Source organism: Stenotrophomonas sp. Ps181, assembly GCF_025697425.1.
Classification (GTDB): domain Bacteria; phylum Pseudomonadota; class Gammaproteobacteria; order Xanthomonadales; family Xanthomonadaceae; genus Stenotrophomonas; species Stenotrophomonas sepilia.
Map to the genome: position 1 here is coordinate 522,156 of NZ_JAHWBI010000004.1, position 18,500 is coordinate 540,655.

The 18,500-nt window shown below is 66.3% G+C and carries 21 protein-coding genes; 16 read left to right on the forward strand and 5 right to left on the reverse strand.

The genetic code is table 11. From position 1 onward, the window contains the following. Window positions 1-179: 179 nt before the first annotated feature. Entirely contained in the window at window positions 180-686 is a 507-nt protein-coding gene (locus KXV01_RS12550) for an N-acetyltransferase (protein ID WP_049415092.1), read from the forward strand. 33 nt (window positions 687-719) lie between these two features. Here the strand turns inward: KXV01_RS12550 and KXV01_RS12555 are convergent, their stop codons facing one another. Continuing rightward, window positions 720-1,157, reverse strand: coding sequence for an acetyltransferase (locus KXV01_RS12555; RefSeq protein ID WP_099486509.1), 438 nt, complete (start codon window positions 1,155-1,157; stop codon window positions 720-722). A gap of 184 nt (window positions 1,158-1,341) precedes the next feature. Here KXV01_RS12555 and tadA point away from each other — a divergent pair, with 184 nt between their 5' ends. From tadA to KXV01_RS12575, 4 genes are all read left to right on the forward strand, one after another. Further along, a complete protein-coding gene (tadA, locus tag KXV01_RS12560) occupies window positions 1,342-1,866 on the forward strand; it encodes a tRNA adenosine(34) deaminase TadA (protein WP_099495532.1) in 525 nt (174 codons plus the stop codon). A 74-nt stretch (window positions 1,867-1,940) separates the two neighbouring features. Then, a complete protein-coding gene (gene orn / locus KXV01_RS12565) occupies window positions 1,941-2,513 on the forward strand; it encodes an oligoribonuclease (RefSeq protein WP_049415100.1) in 573 nt (190 codons plus the stop codon). A gap of 100 nt (window positions 2,514-2,613) precedes the next feature. Then, the gene (locus KXV01_RS12570) at window positions 2,614-3,489 is read left to right on the forward strand and encodes an EcsC family protein (RefSeq protein ID WP_099495531.1); all 876 of its coding nucleotides are present in this window, start codon (window positions 2,614-2,616) and stop codon (window positions 3,487-3,489) included. 139 nt (window positions 3,490-3,628) lie between these two features. Next, complete coding sequence (locus KXV01_RS12575) at window positions 3,629-4,744, forward strand: alkene reductase (protein ID WP_099486505.1); 1,116 nt, start codon at window positions 3,629-3,631, stop codon at window positions 4,742-4,744. A 172-nt stretch (window positions 4,745-4,916) separates the two neighbouring features. On the opposite strand, the gene KXV01_RS12580 is transcribed toward KXV01_RS12575, so the two are convergent. The 3 genes from KXV01_RS12580 to ppsA form a co-directional block, all read right to left on the reverse strand. Beyond that, on the reverse strand, window positions 4,917-5,810 hold the full coding sequence (locus KXV01_RS12580; protein ID WP_049438143.1) for a mechanosensitive ion channel domain-containing protein: 894 nt from the start codon (window positions 5,808-5,810) through the stop codon (window positions 4,917-4,919). Window positions 5,811-5,921: 111 nt separating this feature from the next. Then, window positions 5,922-6,695: a hypothetical protein gene (locus KXV01_RS12585; protein WP_049438140.1), complete on the reverse strand. Its 774-nt coding sequence runs from the start codon at window positions 6,693-6,695 to the stop codon at window positions 5,922-5,924. Window positions 6,696-6,855: 160 nt separating this feature from the next. After that, a complete protein-coding gene (gene ppsA / locus KXV01_RS12590; RefSeq protein ID WP_099495529.1) occupies window positions 6,856-9,234 on the reverse strand; it encodes a phosphoenolpyruvate synthase in 2,379 nt (792 codons plus the stop codon). Between the two features lie 144 nt (window positions 9,235-9,378). On the opposite strand from ppsA, the gene KXV01_RS12595 reads away from it, so the two are divergent. The 11 genes from KXV01_RS12595 (at window position 9,379) to KXV01_RS12645 (ending at window position 18,111) form a co-directional block, all read left to right on the forward strand. Further along, on the forward strand, window positions 9,379-10,200 hold the full coding sequence (locus KXV01_RS12595) for a pyruvate, water dikinase regulatory protein (protein WP_005417170.1): 822 nt from the start codon (window positions 9,379-9,381) through the stop codon (window positions 10,198-10,200). A gap of 177 nt (window positions 10,201-10,377) precedes the next feature. Next, window positions 10,378-10,887, forward strand: coding sequence for a DUF1249 domain-containing protein (locus tag KXV01_RS12600; RefSeq protein ID WP_032954273.1), 510 nt, complete (start codon window positions 10,378-10,380; stop codon window positions 10,885-10,887). A 42-nt stretch (window positions 10,888-10,929) separates the two neighbouring features. Continuing rightward, window positions 10,930-11,418, forward strand: a complete 489-nt coding sequence (locus tag KXV01_RS12605; protein ID WP_005417168.1) for an 8-oxo-dGTP diphosphatase — start codon at window positions 10,930-10,932, stop codon at window positions 11,416-11,418. 142 nt (window positions 11,419-11,560) lie between these two features. After that, a complete protein-coding gene (locus tag KXV01_RS12610) occupies window positions 11,561-12,175 on the forward strand; it encodes a DUF2239 family protein (RefSeq protein ID WP_111096642.1) in 615 nt (204 codons plus the stop codon). A 117-nt stretch (window positions 12,176-12,292) separates the two neighbouring features. After that, entirely contained in the window at window positions 12,293-13,654 is a 1,362-nt protein-coding gene (locus KXV01_RS12615) for an MATE family efflux transporter (protein ID WP_099495528.1), read from the forward strand. Between the two features lie 569 nt (window positions 13,655-14,223). Next, window positions 14,224-14,838 carry a phosphatidylcholine/phosphatidylserine synthase gene (locus KXV01_RS12620; protein WP_019660264.1) on the forward strand — a complete coding sequence of 205 codons (615 nt, stop codon included), beginning with the start codon at window positions 14,224-14,226 and terminating at the stop codon, window positions 14,836-14,838. A 22-nt stretch (window positions 14,839-14,860) separates the two neighbouring features. After that, window positions 14,861-15,925: a class III poly(R)-hydroxyalkanoic acid synthase subunit PhaE gene (gene phaE / locus KXV01_RS12625; protein ID WP_099495527.1), complete on the forward strand. Its 1,065-nt coding sequence runs from the start codon at window positions 14,861-14,863 to the stop codon at window positions 15,923-15,925. Next, window positions 15,922-16,989 carry a class III poly(R)-hydroxyalkanoic acid synthase subunit PhaC gene (gene phaC / locus KXV01_RS12630; RefSeq protein ID WP_099495526.1) on the forward strand — a complete coding sequence of 356 codons (1,068 nt, stop codon included), beginning with the start codon at window positions 15,922-15,924 and terminating at the stop codon, window positions 16,987-16,989. Before phaE ends, phaC begins: the two co-directional genes overlap by 4 nt. Before the next feature lie 33 nt (window positions 16,990-17,022). Continuing rightward, window positions 17,023-17,391, forward strand: coding sequence for a YfeK family protein (locus KXV01_RS12635; protein WP_099495590.1), 369 nt, complete (start codon window positions 17,023-17,025; stop codon window positions 17,389-17,391). Window positions 17,392-17,458: 67 nt separating this feature from the next. Continuing rightward, window positions 17,459-17,662, forward strand: coding sequence for a PspC domain-containing protein (locus KXV01_RS12640; RefSeq protein WP_005417153.1), 204 nt, complete (start codon window positions 17,459-17,461; stop codon window positions 17,660-17,662). Between the two features lie 44 nt (window positions 17,663-17,706). Further along, the gene (locus KXV01_RS12645) at window positions 17,707-18,111 is read left to right on the forward strand and encodes a hypothetical protein (RefSeq protein ID WP_099495589.1); all 405 of its coding nucleotides are present in this window, start codon (window positions 17,707-17,709) and stop codon (window positions 18,109-18,111) included. Between the two features lie 183 nt (window positions 18,112-18,294). Here the strand turns inward: KXV01_RS12645 and KXV01_RS12650 are convergent. Next, window positions 18,295-18,500: integrase core domain-containing protein (locus KXV01_RS12650; protein WP_263467825.1), on the reverse strand; the 206-nt coding region annotated here is incomplete at its 5' end.

Genomic DNA, 18,500 nt, shown 5'->3' on the forward strand with positions numbered 1-18,500 from the left:
CTGTGCCACCCTAGGAGACGGATTTTTGACGCCTCCGGGACGCATTGCCGAGGCGGATCGCTTGCCGCACAGGGCATTCGATCGTCGCGTTGGCTCTGCCGCCGGGCGCTGGTTCGCAGCTGAATCCGTGACCGAAATCAATCATTCACATGTCCATCACTTCATTGAAGGCGCTCTCCTTGAACTGCATGATCCGCCCTGAAAGCCGCGAAGACCGCGCTGTCATCCACGCACTCACCGAGGCAGCCTTCCGCGAAGCCCCGCACAGCAGCCACACCGAGCAGTTCATTGTGGATGCACTGCGTTCGCGTGGAGAGCTGAGTCTTTCGCTGGTCGCCGAGAAGGACGGGCAGGTCGTCGGGCATGTTGCCTTGTCGCCGGTGACGATCAGCGATGGCAGCACCGGCTGGTTTGGCCTGGGGCCAATCTCGGTGCTGCCCGAATGGCAGGGGCAGGGCATCGGCGCGGCACTGATGCACGCGGCGCTTGATGCATTGCGTGAGCAGGGGGCACAGGGCTGCGTATTGCTGGGAGAACCGGCGTATTACGGTCGATTCGGATTCCGCGCCGAGCCGGGCCTGGTGCTGCCGGGGGTTCCACCAGAGTACTTCCAGGCGCTGCACCTGAGGCCGTCGATGGCGCAGGGAGAGGTGCAGTACTCACCGGCATTCGAAGCCACGGCCTGATGATCGGGGCGGGCCTCGAACATCCGTCGAATGTCAGCCGTTGTACCGGAGATGGATCAGGGGATACGGACGGCCTTGCGAATCGAGCGGTGAGCGGCCGGTTTCGACGAAGCCCATGCGCAGGTAGAAGCCAACCGCCTGCGCGTTCTGTTCGTTGACATCGGTACTCAGCTGCGGATGCAGGGCCAACGCGTGTTGTAACAGCTGCCGGCCGATACCGGTGCCGCGCACGTCCGGATCGATGAACAGCGCTTCCATGTGCGTGCCGTCGATCAGCATGAAGCCCACTGGCCGATCCTGTGCATCGACAGCAACGGTCATCGGCGACTGCGGCAGGAAGCTGGCGACTTCGGCATCGATGGCCTGCCGGTCTTCGGCGCTGAGAAAGTCATGGGTGGCGTCGACGGCGCGGCGCCAGACATCGATGAGGGCGGCGCCGTCGTCGGCACGCGAGGGGCGAAGGGTGGTCATGGGTTCACCAAGGTGCTTGCGGAAAGGCCCAGTATGAGGCCTGCAGCCTGGCTTCAGCGCACTCGCTGCTTGAACCGCCGGTCGCGCGCAGTGGCACCGCCGATACCCGCGCCGCCTGTACGGCTGCAGGCGTACAATGCGGCCCCGGCGGCCATCCTGGCCCTGCAGACACGCGAGAACCGCCATGACCCATGCCCTGGGTATCCCGGTGCACGACGCCGATGAACACTGGATGCGCCATGCACTGGCGCTGGCCGAGCGTGCGCAGCGCGAGTTCGACGAGATTCCGGTCGGTGCGGTACTGGTGGGCGCCGATGGCCAGCTGCTGGGTGAGGGTTGGAACCTCAACATCGCCTCGCACGATCCCAGTGCGCATGCCGAGATCGTGGCCATGCGCGCCGGCGGCACGCGGCTGGCCAATCATCGGCTGCTCGGCAGCACCCTGTACGTGACCCTGGAACCGTGCGCGATGTGCGCGATGGCGATTGTGCATGCACGCGTCGCCCGCTTGGTCTACGGCGCCAGCGACCCCAAGACCGGCGCCTGCGGCAGCGTGTTCGATCTGCTCGGCGATGCCCGCCACAACCACCGGGTCGAGATCCACGGTGGGGTGCTGGCCAAGGAGGCCAGCATGCGCCTGACCAATTATTTCCGCGCCAAGCGCGGCAAGCCGCCGTTGCTGCTGGAAGACCACGCCGGCGAGGGCTGAGGGGCGAAAGGGTATGATGGGCGCCCCTTTCCTTCACCGGTGGGCCGCGCGCCTGCCCAGCAACGAGGCGACACATGGCGGACAACGGCGCGGCCAACGAGCGGCTGATCTGGATCGACCTGGAAATGACCGGGTTGGATACCGACAACGATTCGATCATCGAGATCGCCACCGTGGTCACTGATGCCCAGCTCAATGTGCTGGCTGAAGGCCCCGAGTTTGCCATCCACCATCCGCTGCAAACGCTGGAAGCGATGGATGAGTGGAACCGTAACCAGCACCGTCGTTCGGGCCTGTGGCAGCGCGTGGTGGACAGCACCACCACCCTGGGCCAGGCCGAAGCGCAGACGGTGAACTTCCTGGCGCAGTGGATCCCGGCCGGCCTTTCGCCGATGTGCGGCAACTCGATCTGCCAGGATCGCCGCTTCCTGCACCGCCAGATGCCGCGGCTGGAGAAGTACTTCCACTACCGCAACCTGGACGTGTCCACGGTGAAGGAACTGGCCAAGCGCTGGGCGCCGAGCGTGGCCGCCGGCGTCGGCAAGAACAGCAACCACACCGCGCTGAGCGACGTGCACGATTCGATCGCCGAGCTGCGCCACTACCGCCAGTTCATGGGCGCGCTGTCGGGGCTTTCGACGCCTTGATCGGTAGTGCCGGCCGCTGGCCGGCAAGGCGCCGGATTCGCCCTCTCTCTGTCGTGACCCGCGACGAACCGTTCAACTTCCGGGCGCTAAGATCGGCGCCATGAACGAGCCCATCCTGCTCCCCCGCGACATCGCCCATGACGCCCGCGACTGGTCCGACCTGCAGCGCGCGGTGGCCCTGCTGGAAGCGCCGACCCTGACCGCGCGCATGGCCAACCTGGTCGGCACGCCGCTGGAATTCGCGGTGAAGGCGCTGCCCAGCTCGGTCTCCAACCGCATCCACGGTGCGGTGCAGGCGGCACTGTCCAAGTCGGCGCAGGCAGCCCTGTGGAGCATGGACAACTCGCCCGGCAAGGGAGCGTCGACCCGCTGGCACAAACTGGCGGCAGCCACCTCCGGTGCGGTCGGCGGCGCCTTCGGCTTTGCCGCCTTGCTCATCGAGTTGCCGGTGTCGACCACGATCATGATGCGTGCTGTGGCCGACGTCGCCCGCAGCGAGGGGTTTGACCTGTCCGAGTTCAGCACCCGCCAGGCGTGCCTGGAGGTGTTCGCGCTGGGCGGCAACTCGCCGCGTGATGACGCCAGCGAGACGGGCTATTACCTGGCCCGCGGCTTCACCACCGATGTGATGCGCCACCTGTCGGCCGAGCTGGCCGGGCGGGTGGTGACTGGCCGCGACCTGACCCTGGGCGTGGCGCCGAAGGAAGCCGGCAAGCTGCTGGCGAAGATGGTGGAGAAGGTGGCGGCGCGCTTTGGCGTGGTCGTTACCGAGAAGTTTGCCGCGCAGGCGGTGCCGATCGTCGGTGCCGCCGCGGGTGCAACGCTGAACACCATGTTCACCGACTACTACCAGGACATGGCGCGTGGTCACTTCATCGTGCGGCGGCTGGAGTTGAAGTACGGGGAAGATGTGGTGCGCGCCTGCTATGACCACGTGGCACACGGTGCGGTAAAGATCGAGCCAAGGGTGGAGTAGATCCACGCCATGCGTGGATGAGACCTCGTACAGGGTGATCCTTGCCGTGGGGGAACAACTGTTTTGCCAGTGCGTGCCTGTTGCCCGGCGGGCGCCATCCCCATTCTTTGCGGCACTCCTCCCGCAAGAGATCGCTGCCATGTTGTTCACTCCTCATCATCTGGGCGCACTGACGCTGCCCAACCGCATCGTGATGCCGCCGATGACCCGATCGCGCTCGTCGGCCGGCAACGTGCCCACTGCCGAAATGGCCGCCTATTACGCGCAGCGCGCCAGCGCCGGCCTGATCGTCAGCGAAGGCACCCAGATCAGCCCGCAGGGCCAGGGCTATGCCTGGACCCCGGGCATCCATAGCCCGGACCAGGTGAACGGCTGGCGTCGGGTGACCGATGCCGTGCACGCTGCCGGTGGTCGCATCTACGCCCAGCTGTGGCATGTCGGCCGGGTCTCGCACGTGGCGCTGCAGCCGGGTGGCGCCGCGCCGGTGTCGTCGTCGGCGTTGTTGGCGGAAGGCGTGAAGGTGTTCGTCGACCCGACCGGGGCAGGTCCCGAAGCCGGGGTGGGCGAAATGATCCAGCATTCGATGCCGCGCGCGCTGCGCGAAGACGAGATTCCGGGCATCGTCGCCGACTACGCCCAGGCGGCACGCAACGCGCTGGACGCAGGCTTCGATGGCGTGGAGTTGCACGGTGCCAATGGCTACCTGATCAACCAGTTCATCGACTCGCAGGCCAACCAGCGCACCGACGGCTATGGCGGCGCGTTGCAGAACCGCCTGCGGTTCCTGCGCGAGGTGGTGCAGGCGGTGGTTGCGGTGGTCGGTGGTGATCGCGTCGGCGTGCGCCTGGCGCCACTGACCACGTTGCAGGGCGCGGTGGACGATACGCCGCAGGCGACCTATCTGGCGGCAGCCCACCTGTTGGGCGAACTGGAGGTGGGTTACCTGCACATCGCCGAGGCCGACTGGGACGATGCACCGTTGATGCCGGTGGCGTTCAAGCAGGCGCTGCGCATGGTCTACCCGGGTACGCTGATCTATGCCGGCAAGTACACCGCCGAACGTGCCGAGCAGGCACTGGCTGAAGGCTGGGCCGACCTGATCGGCTTCGGTCGCCCGTTCATTGCCAACCCGGATCTGCCTGAGCGCCTGCGCCTGGGTGCGGAACTGAATCCGCCGGATCGTGCGACGTTCTTCGGTGGCGGGGCGATCGGCTTCACCGATTACCCGACGCTGGAAGAGAGCGTCGCGGCCTGATCCTGAAGGCTGCCGGCCAGCGGCCGGCACTACCGGTGTATGGAGATGGGGTGGTGCCGGCCAGCGGCCGGCACTACCGGGATGCGCGGGGCAGGGTAGTGCCGGCCGCTGGCCGGCATTTCAGTCAGGGGCGGGGGTAGTGCCGGCCGCTGGCCGGCATCCCGGGGATGGATCAGGGCTTGTCGCGCACCAGCGCGTCCGCCTCGACCACACCGCCATCCTTTCCATGCAGGTACAGGTGCATGTCCTGCTGCGGGTACGGGATGTTGATGCCGGCCTTGTCAAAGCCCAGCTTGAGCTGCTCCAGCAGCGTGACCTTGGTGCCGAACCAGTCGGCCGACTTCACGTAGCAACGGATGCCGAGGTTGATCGCGTGCGCACCCAACTCGTACACCACCACGTCCGGTGCCGGCGTCTGCAACACGCGCGGGTCGGCCTTCATCAACGCCAGCGCGGTGTCGCGTGCCAGCTGGATGTTGTCTTCGTAACCGATGCCGATCACCAGTTCGACGCGGCGGGTCGGCTCGGCGGTGAGGTTGATGATCGGTGCGGCGGTGATCAGCGTGTTCGGAATGGTGGTGTGCTGGTTGTCGGCACCGGTGATGACGGTCTGGAAAATGCGCACTTCGCGCACCGTGCCAGTCTGTCCGGCAACGGTGACCACATCGCCGACGCGGAACGGCCGCAGCGTCACCAGCATCACGCCCGAGGCGATGTTGGACAGCGAATCCTTCAGGGCAAGGCCAACGGCCAGGCCAGCGGTGCCGAGCACGGCCAGCAGCGGAGTGATCTGCACGCCAAGCGTGCCGATGGCCAGCACCACCACGATCACCAGCGACGCGGCGTACACCACGTTGCGCAGGAAGCTGCCCAGCATCGGGTCCACGCCCATGCGCGCTGTGGCGCGCGGCATCGCATTGGACAGGCGACGCGCCACCCACAGGCCCACCAGCAGCACCACGATGGCGGCCAGTAACGGCACACCGTAGGTTTCCAGCAGGCGCTCCCAGTTGAGCGAGTGGAACCAGGGCGTTGCGGCGGGGGCGGGTGGGGCTGTAGCAATCATGCGGGCTCCTTGTCGAACGGGCGCGGCGCTCAAGAACGCCAAAAACTGAAAACCCCGCAGAGGCGGGGTTGCATGCGGGCAAATTATCGGCACGGCGGGATGAACGTGATGTCAGCCGCCTTCGATCAATGCGCCCGTACCCTTGAGCAGCGAGCGTAGTCCCTGCACCAGATGCGGCTCTACCGTGCTGAGCCAGAGGCGGCCGGGCACCAGCTCGTCCAATGTGCAGCCGGGGGTACCTTGCAGTAGCCCAGCCAATGTCTTGTGGGGCGCGACGGGTGCACCCAGCTGTGCCGGATTGAGCAGACTAAGCGGGAAAATGTTGCGCGCCTTGCGCAGGCGCACCTCCGGCGGGGCGTCATGCCAGATCTGATTGCGGTCTTCTTCGTCCTTGGATTGGGTTCCATCGCAGTAGCCACTGATGTAGGCCTGCGGGCTGCGCTCGAAGGGTGGGTGAGTGACGTAGCCAAAGTCCCAGTCATACAGAGCGATAAGCCCCACTAGGAGCCCCCGGAAGGACTGCGGTTCCAGAGGAAAGCGAGCGTCCTTGGAGAACAGAACGAATTCCGTTCCAAGCTCACGACTGGAGAAGAAATCGACGGATGCCGTCAGATCGTAGGCGGGCGCGTCACTTCCTTTGGGTACAGCGTCAACACCGAGGAGAGTCAGCTCGTTGAAGCCACTGGCCAGAAGTCTTCGATGTGCTGCATTGCGCAGCTTCGCCAACTTGCCGCTCTGGCCCTTTCCGTCAGCCGCAAAGTGGGTGGCCTCTACTCCACGCTTTTCGAGCATGGATATAGCCAACTCGTGAAACTTCTGGAAATCCTGCGCTCCTGCCAGTGGGCCGGAGTAGTTGGACAGTCCAAGTGCGAACGGGATGGTCATGGGGCGAACCTTGCCGGCAGGTGATTCCAGTCCTCCCAGTGTGCGTCGGCCATTTCAGGGCGCCTACTGGAATAGTTGCAAATGACATATCGGCCCAGTTGTTCCCCAAAAGCAGAAACCCCGCCGAGGCGGGGTTTCTTTAATCAGCCTTACAGCCGGATCAGCCGTTGGCCTTCAGCCTGGCCAGGCGCAGCCAGGTATCGACCACGGTGTCCGGGTTCAGCGACACCGACTCGATGCCTTCCTGCATCAGCCATTCGGCCAGATCCGGGTGATCGGACGGGCCCTGGCCGCAGATGCCAACGTACTTGCCCTTGGCGCGTGCGGCCTTGATCGCCATCGACAGCAGCTTCTTCACTGCCGGGTTCCGTTCGTCGAACAGGTGCGCGACGATCGACGAGTCGCGGTCCAGGCCCAGGCTGAGCTGGGTCAGGTCGTTGGAGCCGATCGAGAAGCCGTCGAAGATCTCCAGGAACTCATCGGCGAGCAAAGCGTTGGACGGCACTTCGCACATCATGATGATCTTCAGGCCGTTCTCGCCCTGCTTCAGGCCGTTCTGTTCCAGCACCTCGATGACCTTGCGGCCTTCTTCCAGGGTGCGCACGAACGGAATCATGACCCACAGGTTGTCCAGGCCCATTTCGTTGCGCACGCGCAGCACGGCCTTGCACTCCAGCGCGAAGGCGGCCGAGAAGCTCGGGTCGACGTAACGGCTGGCGCCGCGGAAGCCGATCATCGGATTCTCTTCGTGCGGCTCGTAGTTGCTGCCGCCGATCAGGTTGGCGTACTCGTTGGACTTGAAGTCCGACAGGCGCACGATCACCGGGTTCGGCGCGACCGAGGCGGTGAGGGTGGCGATGCCTTCGGCCAGGCGATCGACGTAGAAGCTGACCGGATCACCATAGCCGGCGATCTTCTCGTCGATCTTCTTCCTGGTCGCGGCGTCCTGGCGGTCGTATTCCAGCAGCGCATTCGGATGGATGCCGATGTGGCTGGCGATGATCATTTCCAGGCGGGCCAGGCCGATGCCGGCGTTCGGCAGCTGGCCGAAGTCGAAGGCACGTTCCGGGTTGGCCACGTTCATCATGATCTTCAGCGGCGCCGGCGGCATGTTGCCAAGATCGGTGGTGGTGCGTTCAAAGCCGAGCTTGCCTTCGTAGATGAAGCCGGTATCGCCTTCGGCGCAGCTGACGGTGACCAGCTGACCATCTTCGATGACCTGGGTCGCGTTGCCCGAACCGACCACGGCCGGCACGCCCAGCTCGCGCGCGATGATCGCGGCGTGGCAGGTGCGGCCACCGCGGTTGGTGACGATGGCCGAGGCGCGCTTCATCACCGGTTCCCAATCGGGATCGGTCATGTCGGCGATCAGCACGTCGCCCGGCTGCACGCGGTTCATGTCGTCCAGCGTCTTCACCACGCGGGCCACGCCCGAACCGATCTTGGCGCCAACGGCACGACCCTCGGCCAGCACCTTGCCGCCCTTCTCGGTCAGCGCGAAGCGCTCGATCTGGGTGGCATGGCTGCGCGACTTCACCGTTTCCGGGCGCGCCTGCACGATGAACAGCTTGCCGCTGACACCGTCCTTGGCCCACTCGATGTCCATCGGGCGGCCGTAGTGTTTTTCGATGACCAGCGCCTGCTTGGCCAGTTCCTGCACGTCCTCGTCGCTGATCGAGAAGGTGCTGCGCAGTTCGGCCGGGGTGTCTTCGATACGGACGCGCTCACCCGGAACATCCGAGTACACCATGCGGATCGCCTTGCTGCCGAGCGAGCGGCGCAGGATCGCCGGCTTGCCGGCCTGCAGGGTGGGCTTGTAGACGTAGTATTCGTCCGGATTGACCGCGCCCTGCACGACCATTTCGCCCAGGCCGAACGAGGAGGTGACGAACACCACGTCGCGGAAGCCGGACTCGGTGTCCAGGGTGAACAGCACGCCGGAGGAGCCGACGCCCGAACGCACCATCAGCTGCACGCCGGCGGACAGGAACACGTCTTCATGCTTGAAGCCGTGGTGCACGCGGTAGGCGATGGCGCGGTCGTTGTACAGCGAGGCGAACACTTCCTTGACCTTGTGCACGACGTCGTCGGCACCGGTCACGTTGAGGAAGGTTTCCTGCTGGCCCGCGAAGGACGCATCCGGCAGGTCCTCGGCAGTGGCGGACGAACGCACGGCCACGGCCACGTCGCCGCCGCCATTCTCGGCGCTCAGCTTGGCGTAGGCGGTGCGGATGTCCTGGTCCAGCTGCGGCTGCAGCGGGGCATCGATCACCCAGCTGCGGATTTCCTTGCCGGCGGCGGTCAGCGCGTTGACGTCCTCGACGTCCAGCGTGGCCAGCCTGTCGAAGATGCGCTTGGACAGGTCGTTGTGCGCGATGAAGTCCTTGAAGGCTTCAGCGGTGGTGGCATAACCACCCGGCACCGAAACGCCCAGACCGGCCAGGTTGCCGATCATCTCGCCCAGGGACGAATTCTTGCCGCCTACGCGGGCCAGATCGGCCAGACGCAGTTCGTGCAACCACAGGATGTTCTCGTTCAAGCGCGATGCTCCGTTTGGCCATCGCCCGAGGCGGGCTGAGTGGCCGCGTCCGTAGGAAGAAGCCGATATGATGCCGGGCAGAGCACCGTCGGCACAAGCTTGTGCTGGCGGCCTTTTTAAGCTTCGTAGGGGGTAAAAGCGCGCATGTCGACCATCCGTCCGGTGTTCTACGTTTCCGATGGAACCGGTATCACCGCTGAAACCATTGGGCATAGCCTGTTGACCCAGTTCTCCGGGTTCAGCTTCATTACCGATCGGATGTCGTTTGTCGACGACCCTGAAAAAGCGCGTGAAGCCTGCGCCCGGATCCAGGCGGCGGGGGAGCGCTACCAGGTTCGGCCGATCGTGGTGAACTCCTGCGTGGACCAGAGCCTGAGCCTGATCCTGGCCGACAGCGGGGCGCTGATGCTGGATGTGTTCGCGCCGTTCATCGAGCCGCTGGAGCGCGAACTGGCCAGCCCGCGTCTGGCCCGGGTCGGCCAGGCCCACGGCATGGTCGATTTCGACACGTACCACCGGCGCATCAACGCGATGAACTTCGCCCTGACCCATGACGACGGCATCGCGGTGAACTATGACGACGCCGACGTGATCCTGGTAGCGGTGTCGCGCGCTGGCAAGACGCCCACCTGCATCTACCTGGCCCTGCATTACGGGGTGCGCGCGGCCAACTACCCGTTGACCGACGAGGACCTGGAAAGTGATCGCCTGCCGCCGCGCCTGCGCAACTACCGGCGCAAGCTGTTCGGGTTGACCATCGACCCGGACCGCCTGCAGCAGATCCGCCAGGAGCGCCGTCCGAACTCGCGCTACGCGAACCTGGACACCTGCAAGCGGGAGGTGGCCGCGGCCGAGACCATGTTCCGCATGGAGCGGATCCCGACCCTGAGCACCACCCACACCTCGATCGAGGAGATTTCCAGCAAGGTGCTGGCCACATTGGGGCTGCAGCGCGAGCTGTATTGATCCGTTCCGGCGCGCTGCGGGGCTGCCGGCCAGCGGCCGGCACTACCGCCGTGGCAGCGACTCCCGCGCTGCGGGGCTGCCGGCCAGCGGCCGGCACTACCACGATGAAAGCGACCGACGGGTTGGCTGTGGCTTGAGGCGCCCCCACGTTGAAGCACCAACGTGTAGGATCGACCCATGGCCCGAGCCTTGCCCCGTACCGAACGCATTCCCCGCCTGAGCCGGCTGAGCTGGCTCATGGGCCTGTACGCGGAGAACTACCGCCATCTGGTGCGCCTGTTCGAACCGGCGGGGCTGGCGGCGGGCAGCTACATTTCCTCGATCGGTGACGGCCTGGATGTCCGCCTGGACGTGATCGAGTGCCACCGCTACACGGTGGAACTGCGGCTGACCTACGACATTGCCGACCCGGTCACCGGCGAGCCGGATCCCTCGGCCTATGTCCGCCTGTACCGTGACGCGCGCCAGGCCGAGACCACCCATTGCTACGTCGGCCGCCGCTGGCAGGACACCATGGGCCTGTACCCGCCACCAGCGGAACTGATCAGCCACCGCATGCGGATGAACACCTTCCTCGGCAAGTGGCTGGAATACCTGGCCGAGCGCGGCCACGGCGTCGCCACGCTGCGCCGTGACCCCGATGGCGCCGGTGCGCCTGCCGAGCGCCGCCTGTCGCTGGTGCGCTGATCGGCCATAATCCAGGGCTGACCTGCCGCTGGATGCCGCCCCATGCCGTACACCCCGATCGTCGCCACCCTGGGCTATGTGCTGTCGCCCGATCGTCGCCAGGTGCTGATGATCCATCGCAATACGCGCCCCGGTGACCATCACCTCGGCAAGTACAACGGCCTGGGTGGCAAGATCGAAGCGGACGAGGACGTGGCGGCCAGCATGCGCCGCGAGATTGCCGAGGAAGCCGGCATCGACTGCACCGGCATGCGCCTGCGCGGCACTCTCAGCTGGCCCGGTTTCGGCAAGCACGGCGAAGACTGGCTGGGCTTCGTGTTCGTCATCGACAGCTTCGAAGGCACCCCGCACGGCGGCAACCACGAAGGCACGCTGGAGTGGGTGGATCTGGACAAGCTGGACACGCTGCCGATGTGGGAGGGCGACCGCAACTTCCTGCCGCTGGTGTTCGACGCCGACCCGCGCCCGTTCCACGGCGTGATGCCGTACAAGGACGGCCGCATGGTCAGCTGGTCCTACAGCCGGCTGTGACCCGGCGAATCGGGGAGGTGCCAACCATTCCGGCGGGTGCCAGCCTTGGTTGGCAGGCTCTTTCGGTCGATTAATACCCGGGCAATATTGACGGCCATAAATTACCCGGGCAATATTGCGCATCACCTCTGATGCCATTGCAATGCCTGCGTCCCGACTCCCTCCCTTCAGTTGTTTCGACGGCCATCGCCTCGTTGCTTCCGGCAGCCCGGAAATGGCCGCACTGGCGCTCAAGCGGCTGCGCGCCAGCAACGCGGCCGGACCATTGCTGGTGTTCGACAACGCGACCGGTCGCACCCGCGATTTCGATACGCGCGGCAGTGATGCAGAACTGCGGTCGCGGGTAAGCGCAGCGTTTCCTGTCGTGGAGACGGATGCCGAGGTCACTGCCGAAGACGCTGCGGCGACCCCGCGTGGCCGTGGCCGCCCCAAGCTGGGCGTAGTAGCGCGCGAAGTGACCCTGCTGCCGCGCCACTGGGCGTGGCTGGCAGAGCAGCCGGGCGGGGCCTCGGTGGCATTGCGAAAACTGGTGGAGGCGGCCAGCCGCGCCAGTGCGGACAAGGACCGCCGGCGTCGCGATGCCGAGCGCGCCTATCACTTCCTGCAGACCATCGCCGGTGACCTGCCGGGCTTCGAGGAGGCCATCCGCGTGCTGTTCGCGCACGACCGTGCGGGCCTTGAAGCGGTACTGCATTCCTGGCCCGGGGATGTGCGTGACCACGCCCTGCGTCTGGCGTTCGACAGCGCTGACGGCTGAACCATCGCGCCGTCGTTGAGCGGCGGCGCCACCTGATCGCGGGCCACGGCCCGGTCCCCTGTGCTTGCTTTGCTGGTGGAAACGCCGGGCAGGGCAGCGCCTTGCCCAGAGAACCCCATGAACTCCCCTGTAGATCCCACGCCCCCGGTCGCGCCGCCCCTGTGGCGCACCTACCTGGCCCTGCTGCTGCCGATGCTGCTGACCAATGCGCTGCAGCTGGCCGCAGGCACGCTGGACAACCTCTACCTCGGCCAGCTGCTCGGGACCCAGGCGGTGGCCGTGGCCGCTGCGTTCTTCCCGGTCTTCTTCCTGCTGCTGGCCCTGGTGATGGGCCTGGCGACCGGCGCGATGGTGCTGATCGGGCAGGCCTGGGGCGCGGGTCGGCCGCAGCAGGTGCGCGCGGTGGCTGGCAGTGCGGTGGCGCTGATCCTTCTGTTGTCGGTGCTGGTGATGGCTCTGGGGAGCGGTTTCGCACCACAGCTCCTGATGTCACTGGGTACGCCGGCACCGATCCTCGGTGAGTCCATCGTCTACGCGCGCGTGCTGCTGCTGGCGGCGCCGGCGTTCTTCCTGCTGTGGTTGGCCACTGCCGTGAGCCGCGCAGTAGGCGATGCGAAGACGCCGCTGCATGCGCTGCTGCTGGCCACGGCGGTGGGTATGCTGTGCACGCCGCTGCTGATCCTGGGCTGGGCCGGCCTGCCGCAGCTGGGATCGGCCAGTGCGGCGGTGTCGGCGGCGATTGCCTCGCTGTTGGCCCTGGGCTGGCTGCTGTGGCGTTGGCATCGGGCAGGACACCCCCTGGCACCGGGCCATGAGCTGGTGCATGCCATTCGTTTCGATGGCGCGATCATCCGATCGATGCTGCGCATCGGCCTACCGTCCTCGCTGCAGATGCTCAGCCTGGCCGTCGCCGAAATCGTGTTGCTGGGCTGGATCAACCGCTATGGCTACACGGCCACGGCCGCCTACGGTGCGGTCAACCAGTTGATGAGCTGGGCGCAGTTGCCGGCAATGTCCCTTGGGATCACCGCCACCATCCTCGCGGCGCATGCGATGGGCGCCGGGCGTACGGCACGGCTGCCGGCCATCGCCCGGACTGGCGTGCTGCTGGGACTGGCGACGCTGAGCGTGGTGGTGGCGCTGGTTATGTCGCTGGCACCCTGGCTGACCGGGCTGATCCTGGCGGCAGCCGACGTGCGCGACCTGGCTGCGTTGCAGCTGCGCACTGTGGTGTGGGGCGTGCTGGCGATGGGAGTCAGTGCGGTGCTGGTCGGGGTGATGCGTGGCGGCGGTACGGTATGGTTGCCAGCGTTGCTGGGCATGGCAGCGGTGCTGCTGGTGGAGCTGCCGCTGGCGATGTGGATGCAGGCGCAGCACGGGCTGGCCGGCGTGTGGCGGGCGTGGCCGCTGGGGTTGTTGGCGATGCTGGTGATGCAGGTGATGTGTTTCGCCCGGTGGCGGCGGGTGCACGCTGGGTAGTGCCGGCCGCCGGCCGGCACTCCGGAATGGCAGGGGCAGCCGGCCAGCGGCCGGCTCTACCACTTCATGGCAGGGGCAGCCGGCCAGCGGCCGGCTCTACCACTTCAGCGGCGCTGCGCCAGCAGCAGGCGGAAGTACAAGCACAAGGTGTTGACCGCCAGTGCAGCGGCGCGGTTGGGGACTTCGCAGCTGCGCGGCCAGGTTGAAAGCACCCGGCATCATCATCGTCCGTCACCAGGAATCGGACGTGGCGGCGGCGGGCCCGCCGGTGACCATAGCGCCGACCCTGCAACTTGGGAAGTAGGGAAACCCCGCGTCAGGGTGATGAGGAAATGTCCGGTGTCGCAGTCGGTGAGATCTGGTTGTCCACAGGGGGTGTGGATTACGCGTGGGCAACTTTGTGGATAAGCCGCGACAGGCGCCACCCCCCTAGGCTGTCAAGATGGGTGGCGAAAAATTCACCGCCGGTGAGGGCGGGTGAGGGTGCAGTGAAGGGTGGGACCGGCCGGCGCTGTCGCCAGCGGCGGCGCTCGCGGTAACCTGTGGGCCTTGATGCTCCGTGAGACCCCATGAAACGTCATTTCTCGATGCTGCGCGAATTCCAGCTGGCCGACTGGTTCACCCTGGCCAATGCTTTCTGCGGCACCGGTGCGGTCTTCGCCGCGATGCGCTTCCTGCAGGATGGCGAGCGCGGCTACCTGCTGTTCGGCATGGCGCTGATCCCGTTGGCCTTCATCTTCGACGCCCTTGATGGACGCATCGCGCGCTGGCGCAAGTCCAGTTCCACCCTGGGCCGCGAGCTGGACTCGCTGTCCGACGTGATTTCCTTCGGGGTGGCCCCAGCGGCGCTGGCCTATGCCTGTGGCATGCAGGGTGGCTGGGACTGGCTGGTGCTGAGCTACTTCGTCTGCTGCGGCGTCAGCCGCCTGGCACGCTACAACGTCACTGCCGAGGCAATGACCGGCGACGAGGGCAAGGTCACGTATTTCGAGGGCACCCCGATCCCGACCAGCCTGGTGCTGGTGATCGTACTGGCGATCGCCGCCGGCACCGATGCCATCGGCCAGAACATCTGGTTCGGCCAGTGGCAGATCGGACCTTGGCAGCTGCACCCGATGGTGCTGTTGTTCGCGCTGTCCGGGTCGCTGATGATCAGCAAGACCCTGCGCATTCCCAAGCCATGAGCCAGCCCTGCGGAGGCCTGCGATGACCAGCTCGGCCCACGACGCCGGCAGCAGCGATTTCGAGACCCTGGCCCGGCAGTATTTCGGCGCCTGGGGCGATGCCCTGCGCCATGCGGGTGCTCCCGGCGCACCGGCGGGCGACGACCCGGGCAGCTGGCAGCGGCTGTTCGACTGGTGGGGCCAGCTGTTGCCCGAACAGGCGCCCGGCGCGCCGGAAGATGCCGTGCGCCGGTTCCGCGAACAGGCGGGCAGCTGGTACGGCACCATGCAGGAGGTCGCCGCTCGGTTTGCCGGCCGCGACGCCAGCAGTGCCGATGTGGCCCAGGCCTGGCGCGAGGCGGTGCAGGGCCAGGGCGACGGCATGCTGCAATGGATGCTGCAGGGCGCCCGCGGCAGCACCCACGCCGGTGCCGCAGTACCTGAATTCGCCGCATGGCTGCAGCAGTTCCAGCTGCAGGCGGGCCCATGGCTGCAGAGCCCGGCATTCGGCCCCGGCCGCGAGCACCAGGCGCGCTGGCAGGCCCTGCTGCGTGCGCAGGACGAGTACCAGCAGCATTCGCGCGCTTATGTTGACCAGATCAAGCGGGCACTGGACGAGGCCTTTGCGCTGTTCGAGCAGCGCCTGGCCGAGCACGAACAGCCGGGCAGCCAGCTGACCAGCGCCCGCGCGATGTTCGACCTGTGGATCGAAGTGGCCGAGGAGGCCTACGCCAAGGTCGCCATGTCCGAACCGTTCCAGCAGGTGTACGCCGCGCTGGGCAACGCTCAGATGCGTCTGCGCGCCGGCCTGCAGCGCGAGGTGGAACAGATGAGTGAACGTATCGGCCTGCCGACCCGCAGCGAGATGGATGCCGCACACCGCCGCATCGCCGAGCTGGAGCGCAGCCTGCGCCGGCTGCAGGCACAGGTGGCGGTGCTGGCTGGAACCGCCGAGGTGGATCCGGTGGCGCAGCCGGCGCCGGCAAAAGTGAAGCCTGCCGCGCGCAAGGCCGCGAAGAAGGCCGCGCCGACAAGGAAGGCGCCTGCGAAAAAGACGCCAGCGAAAAAGTCCGCATCTCGCACCTCCGCACGGGCGCGTGACCGATGAAGGGACCGCTGGGCTTCAACGCCGACGACCTGATGCAGGAAACCCTGGCGATGCAGCGCAAGCTGATGGAGGGGCTGAAGCTGCTGCCGCAGGTGGAAGACGTGGACTATGGCGTGACCGCGCGAGAGGAAGTCTGGCGCGACGGCAAGGTGGTGCTGTACCGCTTTGTCGGCGAGCAGGCGCCGACCCGGCGCACGCCGCTGCTGATCGTCTACGCGCTGGTCAACCGGCCGTACATGGTCGACCTGCAGGCCGACCGCTCGCTGGTGCAGAAGCTGTTGGCGCTCGGGCAGGACGTGTACGTGCTGGACTGGGGCTACCCGGATCGCTCGGAGCGCTTCCAGACGCTGGAGGACTATCTGCTGCGCTATATCGATGGTGCAGTGGATGCACTGCGCGTGCGCAGTGGCGGCGCGGTCGACCTGCTCGGCATCTGCCAGGGTGGCGTGTTCGCGCTGTGCTACGCCGCATTGCGCCGGCAGAAGCTGGGCAAGCTGATCACCATGGTCACCCCGGTCGATTTCCAGACGGCCGACAACATGCTCTCGCACTGGGCCCGGCAGGTGGATGTGGATCTGCTGGTGGATACGCTGGGCAACATACCGGCCGACCTGATGAATGCCAGCTACCTGATGCTCAAGCCGTTCCGCCTGAACGTGCAGAAGTACGTCGGCCTGCTCGATATCCTCGATGACAAGGCGGCGCTGGAGGACTTCCTGCGCATGGAAAAATGGATCTTCGATTCGCCGGACCTGGCGGGCGAGGCGTTCCGCGACTTCATCAAGCAGTTCTACCAGGGCAATGGCCTGATGAAGGGCACAGTAAGGATCGGCGAGGAAGCCGTGGATCTGTCGCAGGTGACCTTGCCGGTGCTGAACATCTACGCCGAGCAGGACCATCTGGTGCCGCCGGACGCCTCGCGCGCGATGCGTGGGCGCCTGGGCACGGACGACTACACCGAGTCCAGTTTCCGCGGTGGCCACATTGGGATCTACGTGTCCGGGCGCGCCCAGCGCGAAGTGCCGGCCACGATCGATGGCTGGTTGAAGGCACGCGACCTGTAGAGTCGTGCCATGCTCGACTGACTTGGGGGGATGATGAGGTACCGGACTTTGTTGATTCTTGCGGCACTGCTGGCAGCACAACTTGCCCACGCCGCACCCGGTGCGGATGCACGCCGGGAGATCGCCCAGCTGATCTCAAGCCTGGACGGCTCGCAGTGCCGGTTCCAGCGCAATGGCAGCTGGTACGACGGCAGCGATGCGCGCGCCCATCTGCAGCGCAAGTACGACTATCTGCTGAAGAAGGACATGGTGGACAGCGCCGAGCAGTTCATCGAGCGCGCCGCCAGTCAGAGCAGCATGAGCGGGAAGCCTTACCGCATCCAGTGCCCGGGGCAGCCTGAACAGACCGCAGCCGCCTGGTTCAGTGCGCGCCTGCAGGCGCTGCGTCTCCGCACGCCGTAGACATGGAGGCGGTGTAGAGTCGCGGCGTGCTCGACTGATTCTGCCCGCAAGCCGAGGAGACACCGCCGTGAACACCACGCCCAAGACGCTGTCGCGTTCATTGAACGACCGCATGATTGCCGGCGTGATGGGCGGCATTGCCCATCGCTTCGGCTGGAACCCCACCCTGGTGCGGATCGTGTTCGTGCTGGTATCGATCGGCTCGGCCGCCTTCCCCGGCATTCTGATCTACCTGATCCTGTGGCTGCTGATTCCGAACGAGGCGGATTGAACACCGCCGCTCGATCCTGGCCGCTCTGGCTGCGCGCGCTGCAGATGCTGGGCGCCGCATGGACGCTGCCCAACACACTGATCGGCCTGATCGGCGGCCTGGCCGGCATGCTCGGCGGCGCGACGCTGCGCTGGAGCGCGCGGGACTGCGCTGTGGTGTTCGATCACTGGCCGTGGGGGCCGGGCGGTGCGATCACCCTGGGCAACGTGATCCTGCACACCGGCCATGACCTCGGCATCTGCTGCCGGACCTATGCGCATCAGGCGGGGTGGGGCGTGGAGCCGCTGATCCGGCTGGACGACCACGAGCGCGCGCACGTTTACCAGTACATGGTGCTGGGGCCGCTGTACCTGCCGGTGTACCTGCTGTGCGGCGGGGTGAGTGCGCGCAATCCGTTCGAGCGGGCGGCCGATCATTTCGCCCGGTTCGGGCAAGGCTGGTGGCCGTAGTTTCCAGCCAACGGCGCAGCCCCTCGTGGGTGGTGATGCCTGGTTGTCAAATGCAAAACCCTCGCGCTGGTCGGTCGGGTTGGGTTCGCGGGGGACGCCGTGAACCCGTCCATGGGGGCTTGGCCGCGGCATCCATGCCGCGGACTGATCTGGCCCCCTGAAAACGGACGCCATGAAGCCGTTTCAGGCGGCAGCCCGGAGCTGCCGGGCATAGTTGTTAGGCGAGTGGTAGCCCAGCGCCGAGTGTAGCCGGGCTGGATTGTAGAAGCCGTGGATGTAAGCAGCGATGGACTGGCTGGCTTGTTCCCTACTGGCGTAAGGCTCGGCAGCCTCTTCTGTCTTGAACGTCGCAAAGAAGCTCTCGGCCACCGCGTTGTCCCAGCAATTGC